At 36.5% G+C, this 15,281-nt stretch carries 12 protein-coding genes; 4 read left to right on the plus strand and 8 right to left on the minus strand.

The window, feature by feature from the left end; translation table 11 throughout:
- Positions 1-45: 45 nt before the first annotated feature.
- The 5 genes from AC07WY_RS04190 to uvrB all read right to left on the minus strand — a co-directional run bounded on the left by AC07WY_RS04190 (position 46) and on the right by uvrB (position 7,493).
- On the minus strand, positions 46-1,503 hold the full coding sequence (locus AC07WY_RS04190) for a glyceraldehyde-3-phosphate dehydrogenase (RefSeq protein ID WP_004721304.1): 1,458 nt from the start codon (positions 1,501-1,503) through the stop codon (positions 46-48).
- A gap of 353 nt (positions 1,504-1,856) precedes the next feature.
- The gene (locus AC07WY_RS04195; protein ID WP_494735762.1) at positions 1,857-3,557 is read right to left on the minus strand and encodes a hypothetical protein; all 1,701 of its coding nucleotides are present in this window, start codon (positions 3,555-3,557) and stop codon (positions 1,857-1,859) included.
- Positions 3,558-3,669: 112 nt separating this feature from the next.
- Complete coding sequence (rarD, locus tag AC07WY_RS04200) at positions 3,670-4,599, minus strand: EamA family transporter RarD (RefSeq protein ID WP_034613698.1); 930 nt, start codon at positions 4,597-4,599, stop codon at positions 3,670-3,672.
- Between the two features lie 144 nt (positions 4,600-4,743).
- Positions 4,744-5,334: a lipocalin family protein gene (locus AC07WY_RS04205; RefSeq protein ID WP_262085758.1), complete on the minus strand. Its 591-nt coding sequence runs from the start codon at positions 5,332-5,334 to the stop codon at positions 4,744-4,746.
- A gap of 137 nt (positions 5,335-5,471) precedes the next feature.
- Positions 5,472-7,493: an excinuclease ABC subunit UvrB gene (uvrB, locus tag AC07WY_RS04210; protein WP_034613705.1), complete on the minus strand. Its 2,022-nt coding sequence runs from the start codon at positions 7,491-7,493 to the stop codon at positions 5,472-5,474.
- Positions 7,494-7,670: 177 nt separating this feature from the next.
- Here uvrB and AC07WY_RS04215 point away from each other — a divergent pair, with 177 nt between their 5' ends.
- The 3 genes from AC07WY_RS04215 (at position 7,671) to AC07WY_RS04225 (ending at position 11,867) form a co-directional block, all read left to right on the plus strand.
- Positions 7,671-8,450: an A1S_2505 family phage non-structural protein gene (locus AC07WY_RS04215; protein WP_494735763.1), complete on the plus strand. Its 780-nt coding sequence runs from the start codon at positions 7,671-7,673 to the stop codon at positions 8,448-8,450.
- A gap of 374 nt (positions 8,451-8,824) precedes the next feature.
- A complete protein-coding gene (locus AC07WY_RS04220; RefSeq protein WP_494735764.1) occupies positions 8,825-10,228 on the plus strand; it encodes a diguanylate cyclase domain-containing protein in 1,404 nt (467 codons plus the stop codon).
- Between the two features lie 187 nt (positions 10,229-10,415).
- Positions 10,416-11,867 carry a sensor domain-containing diguanylate cyclase gene (locus AC07WY_RS04225; RefSeq protein ID WP_239045895.1) on the plus strand — a complete coding sequence of 484 codons (1,452 nt, stop codon included), beginning with the start codon at positions 10,416-10,418 and terminating at the stop codon, positions 11,865-11,867.
- A 101-nt stretch (positions 11,868-11,968) separates the two neighbouring features.
- Here the strand turns inward: AC07WY_RS04225 and AC07WY_RS04230 are convergent, their stop codons facing one another.
- Positions 11,969-12,148, minus strand: coding sequence for a hypothetical protein (locus AC07WY_RS04230; protein ID WP_004721316.1), 180 nt, complete (start codon positions 12,146-12,148; stop codon positions 11,969-11,971).
- A gap of 221 nt (positions 12,149-12,369) precedes the next feature.
- On the opposite strand from AC07WY_RS04230, the gene AC07WY_RS04235 reads away from it, so the two are divergent.
- Entirely contained in the window at positions 12,370-13,605 is a 1,236-nt protein-coding gene (locus tag AC07WY_RS04235; RefSeq protein WP_004820670.1) for a pyridoxal phosphate-dependent aminotransferase, read from the plus strand.
- Between the two features lie 98 nt (positions 13,606-13,703).
- Here the strand turns inward: AC07WY_RS04235 and AC07WY_RS04240 are convergent, their stop codons facing one another.
- Both AC07WY_RS04240 and AC07WY_RS04245 read right to left on the minus strand, forming a co-directional pair.
- Positions 13,704-14,081, minus strand: a complete 378-nt coding sequence (locus tag AC07WY_RS04240; RefSeq protein ID WP_262085755.1) for a hypothetical protein — start codon at positions 14,079-14,081, stop codon at positions 13,704-13,706.
- A gap of 229 nt (positions 14,082-14,310) precedes the next feature.
- Positions 14,311-15,207: an AraC family transcriptional regulator gene (locus AC07WY_RS04245; RefSeq protein ID WP_262085753.1), complete on the minus strand. Its 897-nt coding sequence runs from the start codon at positions 15,205-15,207 to the stop codon at positions 14,311-14,313.
- Positions 15,208-15,281 lie beyond the last annotated feature (74 nt).

A 15,281-nucleotide genomic window follows, 5' to 3' on the forward strand; every position in this document is an offset into this window, starting at 1 on the left:
AAAAAGGAGCTTCATTTGAAGCTCCTTTTCGACGACTCTTACAAATTATGCATTTGTTTCAGCCGGTACTTTCGGATAGCTTACGCCACATACTTGTTCAGCAATACGCAATACTTGGCAGCTATAACCAACTTCGTTATCGTACCAAACGTAAGCTGTTAAACGGTTACCAGAAGTAATTGTTGCTTGTGCATCAAATACACCCGCTGTACGCGAACCAATAAAGTCAGACGATACAACTTCTGTAGAGTTGGTATAGCCAATTTGACCTTGAAGGTTAGAGTTGATCGAGATTTGACGAATATATTCGTTCACTTCTTCACGATCTACTTCTTTCTCAAGTGTTAAGTTAAGAATAGCAAGTGAAACGTTCGGTGTTGGAACACGTACTGAATTACCTGTTAATTTACCTTGTAACTGAGGTAATGCTTTCGCAACAGCTTTTGCAGCACCTGTTTCTGTAATAACCATATTCAGTGTTGCAGCACGGCCACGGCGATCCGCTTTGTGGTAGTTGTCAATCAAGTTCTGGTCATTTGTAAATGAGTGAACAGTTTCCACATGACCATTAATCACTTTGTATTTGTCTTCTAACACTTTCAAAACTGGTGTGATCGCGTTAGTGGTACAGCTTGCAGCAGAAATGATTTTGTCTGAATCAATGATGTCCGCTTGGTTAACACCAAACACGACATTCTTCATGTCACCTTTACCAGGCGCTGTAAGCACAACACGACTTACGCCAGGACATTTAAGATGTTGAGATAAACCATCGATATCACGCCATTTACCTGTGTTATCAATCACTAGTGCATTGTCGATACCATAAGCTGTGTAATCAACTTCAGCAGGGCTAGACGCATAGATCACTTTGATAAAATTACCATTTGCAATGATTGCTTCATTTTGCTCATCAACAGAAATCGTTCCTGCAAATGGACCATGAATTGAGTCACGACGTAACAATGAAGCACGTTTTTCTAAATCACCATCAGATGATTTACGTACAACGATCGCTTTAAGGCTTAAACCACGGCCAAGACCTGATTGGCTAATGATTAAACGCGCTAAAATACGGCCAATACGACCAAAACCATAAAGAACAACATCTTTAGGCTCAACTTGCGCAGGACGACCTTCTAAAGATTGAACAGCTTGAGCAACAAATGCATCAATATCGCCGCCCTTTTCTTTATATTCAACTGCAAGTTTACCTAAATCAACTTCAGCAGAACCGATATTATCTAATTTCGCTAAAGCTTCTAAAATAGGGAATGTATGTACAACAGAAAGCTCAACATCCATCATACGTGTACGACGGTGCGCTTTAAGGATTTGAATTACTGAACGGTTCACTAAAGAACGACCGTACACAGAAGTCACAATGTTTTTTTCACGGTATAATTGACCGATTAATGCAATCATACGTTCCGCGATTTCTTCACGGTTTTTCCAGCGACCTTGGTGCTCTGCATGTAGGGCGATGATAGTGTCTTTGCTCACAGATACGTCCTCTATTTATGTATATCTAGACATGGATTTTTAAACCCCATAATTGTAATGTAATTCTCATTTAGTTGAAATCAAATCGTGATACATTTTTATAATATTTTGTCATACTGGGTATTTTATTTTAAATTATGCCTTGATCTCTAAACAATATTTCAGCCATTTCGGTTTTTTGCATCTATGTAGATTTTTACTATTGATATTGACTTTAACAAAGCAACTGGAAAAATAAAGTAGATAAGAACAAAGTTAAACCAGACAAAACAAAAATAAAGCTGATGTTGTATCGTTAAAAACCCGATTATCGCACTCAGTCTGAGCTTTCTACTCAGCCCCTAACACGCGCTTTAATCATCATTAATCGACGCATTAAATTCTTCCAAATCAAAATCAGCTAAATTTTCAGGCAGCTTCATTAAACAAGGAAAGCGAATAATGCCATTGTCCCCTGAAGGAAATGCATAATGGCGCTCCAATTCACTCATTGAAGTCAGACTTTCAAACTCAATAAATACACTATACTTTGCTAAACCTTTAGGGACAGTTAATACCTCTAAATAGGTTTGTTTTTTTATCAACATTGCAGCATGGTTTGCTTGAACAATATCCTTTTCAACTTTCCCACCTTTGATCATTTTTTTTAACAGTGAGCCTTCTACTTCATGTTGTTCATTCTTTAATTGCTTAACATAGCTGTCTAAAGCCCTAAAATCCTTCACTTGCTCAGCGATAATTTCTTGAAGTTTTCTAATCGGTTGTTGAGAGCGTTCATGCATGACTTGCCACTCTCGCGGACTCATTGGAATAAAAATTTCATCTTTACGCTTTTCCAATAGCTTTAAATAAGCCAGCAGACGATATTCAAACAGTTGTACATGAGAATTAAAAAATAATGCGGGTTGTTCTTTAAAGTCACGATAATGCGATAAAATTTCAGAAAATATTCGATGCACACTCATAAACAAATATTCAAATTCTTCAATATGTGATAAATCGCTTTTAACCGCATTTCTTAAAGGCATCAATATATTGGCCGTGAGCAATTGTTCAATGGTTTTGATATGGTTTTGTGCAACAGTATCACTATTTTTCCCCACCATTCCAAGTGGTTCCATCAAAAATGGCAAGAGTTTATTTTCTGTAAAATCCTCAAATTCTTGCACAATTTCAATCACATCTCTATGAACTTGATGCTGAATTGTGACCATTTTCTGAATCAAAAGATCCGTACTATCTCGATATTCACTTTCACTCATTTGATCGGTATCAAGAACCAAACCCGTTACATAGACCTGATTTTTATATTCAATATTTTCTTCAAACAAAAAACGCCGAATTGAATAAGGATTCTGTTCAAAATTTTCAATTGGTGCAATTAAATAGATAAATTCAGAGGTTTTAACAATATCAAACTTACGAATCCGTTGTTCTCTTAAAATAAAATACTTAAAAAAAGGACGTTTCATTAATTCAGATGATTTAGCCAATAATGGCTTAAACCAATAGCCCAGTAATTGTTGTTTAATAAACACTTCAATAATAAAACATTTAATTTGATCAGAAGTTAAGTTGCGGATACCTGCTGGCGCTTCAATATTTAATGTACGGATCAATTTCGCCACATCTTGTAAAAAAACACGGCGAATCAGTAATTTTTCTCGCTGCAAATTTAGATGATCATCCACCGAAATCAAATCAATTTGATACAACGCATTTTCTAAATAATCTGCGATCTGAATACTATCTGTAATATTTTTTAACCAATTGATTGAGTTGCTCAATTTGGTTGCAATGGAACGCATTCGCTCATTTTCAAAGCTATATTTTAAATTTTCTAATGAATTTGTGATTTTAAATTCAAAGCTGTTATTGCCTTTGTTCCATTGAATTTCTTTCGGTCTTAAAATTTGACGCTCAATTTCTTCACGTACTTCGATATTGGCTTCATCAAAAACATCACACAAAACCTGTTCCCAGTTTAAATCGGTACTAGGCTCTAATTGCAATAAGGTTGCCCGTGTTTGATAGGGAATTATTGTTGTGTTCATAATATATTCAGCGTTTTTCTACTTAAAAACCAAATTAAAACATGGGTTAATGAGATTAATTTAACACTTTTAAAAATTATAGTCCAACAATTATCAATTTATTTTCTTTTGATTAACCAATTCTTTCGTCTAATTTTTCGATATTCAAGGCTAAGTTTTTCCGTTTATTGTTTTGTTGATAGAGATGCCAAATCCCTTCCAATACCAAAACCCCCACTGCACACCAAATTGGAATATAAGTAAACCATTCATCTGCTGAAATAGATTCACCCAACGCCAAGGATGCTAAGGCCAACAAAACAGGTTCTAAATAACTTAACAATCCAAATAAAACCATTGGTAAATGACGACTCGCTAAAATATAGCTCCCTAAACCAATCGCACTCAGTATTCCAAGCCCTGCAACCACAACAATTAAAACGGGTGCATCAGCAAATTGGCTATATGCATCTAATCCCGTTTGAGTGAAATAAATTGCAATGGGAATGCAAATTAAAATATCCCACCAAAAACCACCTAAATTATCAGTTTTAATGGTTTTTCGAACCAAAAAATAAAGCGAATAGCCCAATGCTACACTGAGGGTTTCCCATGCAATACTGCCCAAACGCCATAATTCGTGCCCTACCCCAAGAACCGCAAAAGCAACGGCAACCATCTGGAATTTTGATAATTTCTCTTTATAAAAAATGCTACCAGCAAGGACGAGAACCAAGGGTAAAAGAAAATATCCAAGCGATACTTGTAAACCCCGCCCATTCATCGGTCCCCAAAGAAAAAGCCAGAGTTGGAAACAGGTCAAAATAGAAGTAATGATCAATAATAGTAATAAAGCAGGTTGTTTGACCATTCGATGATAAATGGTTTTAACATGGACAAAATCACCACTCAATAACATAAATAAGGTCAGGAACGGTAAAGTGGCAATAATCCGCCAACCAAAGGTTTGTTGACTATCTAGATCGCCCAGCAATTTGGTATAAAAGTATAAAACCCCAAATGTTACAGATGCCAATACAGACAATACGACGCCCTTAAACATCTGTCGCCTCACGGTGATTTTCAAATAGATTCTTAGGCATTATAAACATCTTCATCCAAAATTAATTTGAATATTCAATTATTTTTCCAAACTCAAGATTTGCAAATATTGAAATATTCAAAATATATCGGCTTAAATTTTTGATTATTCTTGCGCGTTCTGCTTGGTTCGAATCAGATCTTTTAAGTTAAAACCAACAGTCTGCGCATAACGAAGAAATTCAGTTACTTTTGCTTCATCTGGATGAGGATCCCTAGACAGTAGCCACAAATATTTTCGCTTCGGTTCTCCCACCAATGCCATTTGATAACTTGAATCAATTTTTAATACCCAATAGTCACCACGGCCCACGGGCATCCAACGAATCGCTTCTGGAATAAAACTCACTTTAAATTTTGAATTAAACGGCTCATTACTGATAAATGCTTCACCCAATGAACGTAATTCTTGTCCATTTTGATCTACACATCGATTATCAACTGCAACATTGCCATATTCATTCACGGTATATCGTGCAGTCACATCTGACTTACAATCTTTTTGAAAATACATTGGTTTACGGGCGATTTCATACCATAGCCCTAAATATTGCCCCAATTCCAATTTTGGAACTGCAGCTAAAGTCGAATTTTCAGCATAGACTTTTGGATAAAAAAAGCTGGAAAAAACCACCCCGAATACGATTATTAATTTTTTAAAGTCATAAGAATTGGGTAATATTTTGAATAATTGCACCTTATACCCTCAGCATTACTTTTTACTATTTATTATAAAATAATCAGAAATTTAAACTTAGACTGTAGCTTTATGTATCCTTGTTCAAACTAAAGCTACAGCAAGTACCAAAGTGTAATCATCCCACAAAGAGACAATTACTTTAACATTCTGGTTTTTAAACGCACAATTTCGTCACGTAATCGCGCAGCTTGTTCAAACTGCAACTCTTTAGATGCTTTTAGCATTTCTTTTTCAAGCTTGCTAATGTGCTTCGTAAAGAGTTTTGGATCAGATAAAATGTGACGTTCATCTGCAGTTAACGCCTGATGCTGGTCACTAATCCCTGCTTCAATTTCATCATCACTGATCACTTCACCAGTATCAATTTCTTTAATTGCTTGACGGACAGCACTGCGCGGAATAATGCCATGCTCTTCATTAAATTGAATTTGTTTGGCCCGACGACGATCAGTTTCATCTATGGCTTTCTGCATCGAATCAGTTATACGGTCAGCATATAGAATCGCCTTGCCTTTTAAATGACGAGCAGCACGACCGATGGTTTGGATCAATGAGCGTTCAGAACGAAGAAAGCCTTCTTTATCTGCGTCAAGAATGGCAACCAACGATACTTCTGGCATATCCAGACCTTCACGCAACAAGTTAATCCCGACCAGAACATCATGCACCCCTGTCCGCAGTTCGTGAATAATTTTGACACGCTCAACGGTATCAATATCTGAATGTAAATAAGCCACCTTCACCCCATATTCTTTTAAATATGAAGTTAAGTCTTCTGCCATACGTTTGGTTAAGGTGGTGACTAAAACACGTTCATCGAGTTCTTTACGGATATTAATTTCTGAAAGCACATCATCCACTTGAGTCAATACTGGACGTATTTCAATTTCTGGATCGACTAATCCAGTTGGACGTACCACCTGCTCTGCGACTTGTTCAGATTTTTCCAGTTCGTATTTCGCAGGTGTTGCACTGACATAAATGGTGGTTGGAACAATACGCTCCCATTCCTCAAATTTCATCGGACGGTTATCCAATGCACTAGGTAAACGGAAACCATAATTGACCAAGTTTTCTTTACGTGAACGGTCACCTTTATACATTGCCCCAATTTGTGGAACAGTCACATGCGATTCATCAATAATCAGTAACGCATCATCTGGGATATAGTCAAATAATGTCGGAGGTGCTTCACCCGCTGGACGACCAGATAAATGCCGTGAGTAGTTTTCAATACCATTGGTATAACCCAATTGTTGCATCATTTCTAAATCATAACGGGTTCGTTGTTCGATCCGCTGTGCTTCAAGGAGTTTTTCATGTTCTTTAAAGAACACTAAACGATCAGCCAATTCATCACGAATCGTTCCAATTGCACGCTGCAAATTATCTTTTGGTGTTACATAATGACTTTTTGGGTAGATTGTTATACGTGGTGCTTTACGGACCATTTTCCCAGTAATTGGATCAAACCATCGAATTGAATCAACTTCATCATCAAACAACTCAACCCGAACTGCATGTTGGTCCGATTCAGCAGGGAAAATATCGATAATTTCGCCACGAATACGATAGGTACCGCGTAAAAATTCCAGCTCATTACGGGTATATTGCATTTCAACAAGCCTACGAATAATGTCATCACGACTAATTCTATCCCCTTGTACAATATGTAATAACATACTCATATAAGCATTGGGATCACCCAAACCATAGATCGCGGATACTGAAGCGACAATAATCGCATCACGGCGTTCTAATAAAGCACGCGTAGCGGAGAGACGCATCTGGTCAATGTGATCATTGATTGCTGAATCTTTTTCAATAAAAGTATCTGAAGATGGTACATAAGCTTCAGGTTGATAATAGTCATAATAACTGACGAAGTATTCAACTGCATTGTTTGGAAAAAATGCTTTAAATTCGCCATATAATTGTGCAGCGAGGGTCTTGTTATGTGCCATGACAATGGTTGGACGTTGCGTTTGTGCAATCACATTTGCCATGGTATAGGTTTTCCCTGAACCCGTTACACCGAGTAGAAGTTGGTCGTGAAAACCTTTATTTATGCCTTCGACTAATTTTGCTATTGCCTGTGGTTGATCCCCAGCAGGTTGATAATTTGTAACAAGTTCAAAAGGTTGATGTTCACTCACAATAATTCACTCTTTAACCAATCGGGAAGAAGCCACGGTAGTTTAACAGAAACCAATTAAACCCATACATTGACACCTATTCTAGATGGGGCTTTTTACACAATATTCAACAAATACCTTGACCCTTTTTTATTTCAATAGCAACATGGAAACAAGCCAATTAAAAGATTGAAAAACATGACATATCACTATCATGATGAAAGCATAATCAAAACTTTGCCAGAAGATACTGTGTTTGTTTTTGGTAGTAATATGGCGGGCACTCATCAAGGCGGTGCGGCTAAAACAGCACATTTACATTTTGGCGCAACCAAAGGTGTTGGACGTGGCTGGGCAGGACAAAGTTTTGCTATACCAACCATGAATGAACATTTACAACAAATGCCACTTTCGCAAATTCAACACTATATTGATGATTTTAAAATTTATACAAAAAATCACCCGAAGATGAAATATTTTATTACGTCGGTGGGTTGTGGTGTTGCAGGCTATAAAGTCGAAGAAATCGCGCCGATGTTTAAAGGTATTTCACGCAATGTGATCTTCCCTGCTTCATTCCGTCCATTTGTAGAAAAAACCTTGCCTAAGCTCACGCAAAAATTACTGCATAGTTTTTTAACTGATGAAGTTATTTTTAGTTCAGATATAGAGCAAAAGATTCAAAGCTTGGATTTAACTGAAGCTGAAAAAAGCCTTGCTACGATTATTCTCAATACGCCAATGTATCCTAACGACAGTAATGGTCGAGATCGTATTTTTGAAATACAAGATATCCTGCACAATTTAAATGGAAAAATATTTGAATTTCAGTCTAATTCAAAAGGTTCAATGATTTTTGGAGGGGCTATTTTAGCGCTTTTAGAACTTTATAATTTAAATGAAACAGACTTTATTGCAGTATGGACTGGTCAGCGTACCATTGCTGCACCAAAAGCGGAACATCGGGCTAAAAAGTAAAATGCTTTGATTATTTTTAATTGAACAACTATTTATGTTAAGTTTTTACTTATGTTATATAGTTAAACAGGGGTTGTTAACAATTCGTCTATGTTTGCGACTACGTGTGTTTTTTAGGCGACACTAGGCACGAAATACGAAATTTAGTCATTCTAAATGAGTAGTTCGTAACGACGTAGCGGCAAAAAACACACAAGTCCCGAAGGGTTGTGGCTAAAATTATCTCAGCCTACGTTATGACACTCGAAAATAGTCTCGCTATTCTCATCGTTTCATGCCTTGTCTGCTCAATTTTAGCCTACAACGCAAGCCATTTATGAAATGTCAACAGCCCCTAAATTAATAAAAGAGAAATTGGAAAATATATGGAGCAAATGGATTTAACAATATTTGATTTGTCTCCAATTGCCATGTGGCTACAAGATTTTAGTGGTATAAAAAAAATATTTGATGAATGGACTGCGCAAGGTATTTCCGATATTAAGCAACATCTATTGGAAGACACCAATCGTTTAAAACCCTGTTTGGCGGCGATCCGCACCATTCATATTAATAAAAGCACCCTGATTTTATATGAAGCTGATGATTTAGCGGAGATTTTAGAAAAATTTCCAGAAATGCATACAGAAAATACTGAACTCTTACATATCCAATTTTTTTCAGCGCTTTGGAATAAAGAAACAGATTGCTCAATTCAAGTGGTCAATCTTAGCTGTAAAGGAAAAAAAATTGATATCCAACTCAGAGCCAATATTTTAACGGATGCCAAACAAAGCTGGGATCGAGTTTTATTAACCACGGAAGATATCTCTCAGTGTCAAAATGCACGTCGGATTGCAGAATCCCTATTTTTGCATTCGCCCACTGCCCTCTGGGTCAAAGACTACAGCAAAATAAAATCATTATTTAATCAATTAGTAGCGAATAATGTCACGGACTTAGATCAATATATTCAGCAAAATCCAGATTTTCTATTTCTTTGTTTTGAAAGCATCCGATCAGTGGGTGTAAATCAAGCTTTACTGGACTTATTTAATGCCGACAATGAACAACATTTTTATCAGCATTTAAATCATATTTTTAGAGAGAATTATCAACAAAATTTTCACAAACAATTATTACACTTATGGAATAATCATCATCAACTTAAACGAGAATGTGAATACCAATCAATTAACGGAGATTCGCTGCATGTACTCGAACAGTTTGTTATTTTTCCAGATTCAAAACATAACTGGGATACCGTGCAAATTGCCTTTACCGATTTAACGGAACGAAAAAAATTAGAAGATCACCTGCAACATGCCAGTAAGCATGATCAATTAACGCAGTTATATAATCGAACATTTTTTATCGGTGAAATTCAACGCTTACAATCTCAAAAATTTAATTCACTTTCATGTATGTATTTAGACATCAATGGTTTAAAAAGAGTGAATGATTTACAGGGACACCATGTTGGCGACTTACTGATTCAACGTTTTGCGCATCTGTTAAAAAAATCCACCATCAAAACACCTTATTCTGTTTCACGCATTGGGGGTGATGAATTTGTGATTCTTATGCCTGAATCAAATCATCTGCATATAGAAACATTACTGAAGATCATTCAACAAGAATTAGAGATAGATCGAGTGAACAATCCTCAACATCCAATTCATGTGGCGATTGGTTATGCGACAACAAGCCATTATAAAAATATTGATGATTTATTAAAAAAAGCAGATCAAATTATGTATCAAGATAAGCAAGCATATTATTTATTAAACATGGATTAATGTCTTTTAAGAATTAAAGAAATTAATTGAAATTAACCAATATCAATGTAAACCCAATCAAAGGATAACCAGCGATCATAAAATACAATAAGTAATAAATAACTTGGATTTTATTATTTTATATCGCTCTTTTTTAGGATATATTTCAAACATTCTAGATCACCGCTCAACACACGAGAATCTTATAATGGAATTTTCTGATTCTTCTATTTTTGATATATCACCTACCCCGATGTGGATAGAGGACTATAGCGAAGTAAGAGAACAATTTAATCAGTGGAAAGGCCAAGGAATCACAAATCTTCAAAGCTTTTTAGAAGAAAATCCAGATCAGATTACGGCTTGCGCACATAAAATTAAGATTCTTCATGTCAATAAAAAAACCTTAGATTTATTTGAAGCCAGAAATCAACAACACCTGTATCAGAACTTAAATATTATTTTTCAGAAAGAAATGCTGCACTCACATATCAAAGAGCTGGTTGCACTTTGGAATGGAGAAGCTGAGTTTTCAAATACCACAGTCAATTACACGATTTCTGGAAAAAAATTAGATATCAAATTACGCGGTATCATCATGCCAGGTTCAGAAATCAGTTTAGACCGAGTTTTAATCACCACAGAAGATATTACTGACTATCAAAATGCGCGCCGTTTAGAAGAAAAAAATCGCCAACTGGCAGAATCTCGCTTTATTTACTCGCCGACTTCATTGTGGGTTGAAGATTTTAGCCGTGTAAGACTCCGTATAGATCAACTCCGTGAAATTGGTATCGAAGATTTTCGCACCTTCTTAGATGTGCATACCGACTTTGTAAACCAGTGTATCGAAGACATCATCTTATTGGATGTCAATCAAGCAACCCTTGATTTATTTAAAGCCAAAGACAAAGAAACCCTGTTTAAAAACTTAAACAAAGTATTTGCAAAAGAGATGTATCAGACTTTCCGTGAGCAACTGATTGAACTCTGGAATGGGAAAATTCATCATCAACGTGAAGCTGTAAATTATGCATTGGATGGTTCAGTACGAAATGTATTGCTTCAATTTACTGTTTTCCCGGGTTATGAACATGACTGGAGTTTAGTGCAAGTTGCATTGACTGATATTACTGCACGGAAAAAAGCAGAAACGTATTTGGAATATCTGGGGAAACATGATGTTCTGACTAAATTATTCAATCGTTCGTTCTATACAGAGGAAATTAATCGTTTAGAGCGTGGTGTACTGCGTCCGACTTCAGCCATTTTTATTGATATGAACGGTTTAAAAGCCATCAATGATCAGTTGGGTCATGATGTCGGCGATGAATTACTGCGACGAATGGGCAATATTCTGACTCGCACCATTGCCAATACAAGTTATACCGCTTCCCGTATTGGTGGAGATGAGTTTGTGATTCTTATGCCTGCGGCAAATGAACAGACCGTCGAATCGATGATTATGACCATTGAAGAATTACTTAATATCGACAATCAATATTATTCGTCACAGCCTATTAGTATTGCCATTGGTTATGCAACAACATCTGCAAATGAAAGTATAGACAATATGTTGAAACGTGCAGATTTATTGATGTATCAAAAGAAAAAAAATTATTATGAATATGTCACGGAAATGTTAAATGGTAGCGCTTAATATTCCACAAGGATAAATGTTATAGCCTTAATAAAAATCTTCTTTTTTATTCTTATTATAAAAATAGGTGCATCAAGCACCTATTTTTATATCTCAAACACTTAGCGTTTTCCCATCGAACGGCGTGTACCACGAGGTGGCATCCAAGTACGATCTGCATATTGCTCAGGTTTAGGACGGACGTTGTTGTGGGCAACATCATCATCATTTTCTAAAGATGATGGCATTGGAAATGGTAAATTCACCAATGGCTTCTTTTTGGGAGTATTTTGGGTGCTCATGTGATTCACTCAATTTTAACTGGCTATATTGTACGTAAATTTCAGCTTTGATGCGAGTGCTCTTAAACTTTCGCTTTTATTTGTATTCTCTTGATACATTAATTTCTGCTTTTGATGAATATTTATTGAATTTGCATAGATATTAGACGACCAAACATGAAAAATTAGGCTATGATAATGTGCTTTTTATTTTTTTAATCCCTATAAGAAGGAATAATGCCGTGGACGTACGTCTCTCTGATCGTGTAAATGCCATCAAACCGTCTCCAACGCTTGCTGTTACCAACAAAGCTGCTGAATTAAAAGCTGCGGGTAAAAATGTAATCGGATTGGGCGCTGGCGAACCAGATTTTGACACCCCACAACACATCAAAGATGCTGCTATTACAGCGATTAACAACGGTTTTACCAAATATACCGCTGTTGATGGTACACCAGGCCTTAAAAAAGCAATTATTGCGAAACTAAAACGTGATAACAATCTTGACTATGCTGCAAATCAGATTTTAGTGTCTTGTGGTGGTAAACAGTCTTTCTTTAACTTAGCACTTGCTTTGTTAAACAAAGGTGATGAAGTCATTATTCCAGCACCATATTGGGTAAGCTATCCAGATATGGTGATCATTGCTGAAGGTGTTCCTGTCATCGTGAAATGTGGTGAAGAACAACGTTTCAAGATTACACCTGCTCAACTAGAAGCTGCGATTACAGACAAAACACGTTTGGTGGTTTTAAATAGCCCTTCAAACCCAACAGGCATGATCTACAGCAAAGCTGAGCTTGAAGCTTTAGCAGAAGTGCTCCGTAAATATCCTCAAGTTTATGTTGCTTCTGATGATATGTATGAGCCGATCCGTTGGGATGATGAGTTCTACAATATTGCGACTGTAGCGCCTGATCTTTATGAGCGTGTTATCGTGCTTAACGGTGTATCTAAAGCATATGCAATGACTGGATGGCGTATCGGCTATGCAGCAGGACCTGCAAAATTGATTGGCGCAATGAAAAAAATCCAATCACAATCAACTTCAAACCCAACTTCGATTTCACAAGTTGCTGCTGAAGCTGCATTGAATGGTCCTCAGGATGTACTTCAACCGATGATTGAAGCATTCAAACGTCGTCATGATTTAGTTGTGAATGGTTTGAATGAAATTCAAGGGATTAGCTGCTTACCTGCTGATGGCGCATTCTATGCTTATGCCAATATTCGTCCTTTGATTCGTGCAAAAGGTTTAAAATCTTGCACAGAATTCTCAGAATGGTTGTTGGAAGAAACTGGTGTTGCTGTTGTTCCTGGTGATGCTTTTGGTTTAGGCGGCTATATGCGTATTTCTTATGCGACTGCAGATGAAGTACTTGTTGATGCACTTGCTCGTATTAAAAAAGCTGCAGATTCTATTGACGGTATTGATGCAGCAATTGCTTCAATCGCAGCTGAAAAAGCAGCACAATAATACTAGTTGGTTTAAATAAAAAATGGGTGTATTGATTACACCCATTTTTTTATCTTTGTTGATCTTACTTATCAACAAGCTTCTATATTTTTTGTAAATCAATCTTTGAGGAGCAAGCCCGTGGTATTGTCTCCATCATTTCCAGTACCGTAATGATCTATACGTACAGTATCAACTTGCACAGTAGATGTGTTTGCCGCATAGTACTTTTCATGATCGACTAATAATAACCCTGTGGTATTGTCTCCATCATTGCCTGTGCCATAATGTTCAATTCTCGGCTCCTTATTTTGATCAAGTTTTGAATAAGGCACCAGTTTTATTGGCTCTTTCAATAAAAGACCTGACGTATTATCTCCATCGCTACCTGTACCAAAGTGATCAATGCGTATTTCTTGCATATTTTGATGTGATGCAAAACTTAAACTTGAAACACTACAAAGACCAATAACAGCTAATCTGATTAAAGTTTTCATGTCATTCTTCCCATTGAGATATCATTTCATTCTAGAGGTCGAAACTATACAATTCACGGTCTTGGGAATTACATTTATGACATTAATCAATCTAAGCAAGTCTTTAATAAAAATCTGAAATCTAGCCTAAATCTTCAAGTTTTATTGCTGTTCCAGATCAGTTTGGCTAAGTACGATTCAGTGTTAAAGCAAGTTTTAAAACATAAAAACTAAATTTGATCATTTGTATTTATTGATCACTTTGTATCAATGACGCTCTAAATACTTTTGGTGCGCATCCATATGTTTGTGTAAAAGCACGAGTGAATGCTGCTTGTGAGCTATATCCTACTAATTCAGCAATTTGAAAGATATTTTTGTCTGTCTCTTTTAGAAACTGACCTGCGAGTCTCATCCGCCAATTTTTTAAATATTGAATTGGTGAAACTCCCACCAGTTCTACAAATTTTTTAGCAAAACTTGAACGTGATTGATGGGTGGATTGAGCCAAATTTTCTACATCCCATGCATAAGCAGGACGATCATGCAGCAAAGATAATGCTTTACTAATCGTGGGATCACGTAAAGCGACAATCCAGCTTTTATGTTCAATGGTTGCCTTTGCCAACCAAAACCGTATTGACCACACCAATAGAAGATCAATGATACGTGAAAGCATCACTTGACTTCCAAGGCTAGGATGCTCAAGCTCAAGCTTTATCGCAGCAACAGTCATTGGCACCCATTCTGCGACTTTGTCAGCAGCGTTATGTGATGGGACATGGATATAGCGAGGTAACCCTTCGATTATAGCTTCACCATAAATTCCACTAAGTTTAAAAATACAGCTAATCACAGCGGCTGCTTGATTTTCAGCATCCAACAATTCAATCGTGTGTTCTCCAGCTGAAGGTAGAACAATAATATCCCCTGCTTTTAAAACCAGATCTAGATTAGTGCATGCAACTTTAAGTCTGCATGTCGCCTGCTGAACGATATGGATATATGCATAATCCTGTTTAAAGCTTAACTGTTGTTGATCTGTAAATCGCGCGAAGTCATAGATCTCACCTGATATTTTTGCAAACTGATAAATATCAAAGAATAGATCCGTTAAAGCACTTTTTTCAGCATATTCATCTCTCATTTTTTGTCACAATTCCTAAAAAGTGTTTCTGCAAAAACATTGGTGTTTCTGTTATTGTTAAAATGAATTTAAAC

Source organism: Acinetobacter sp. GW821-FHT01C12, from assembly GCF_059422625.1.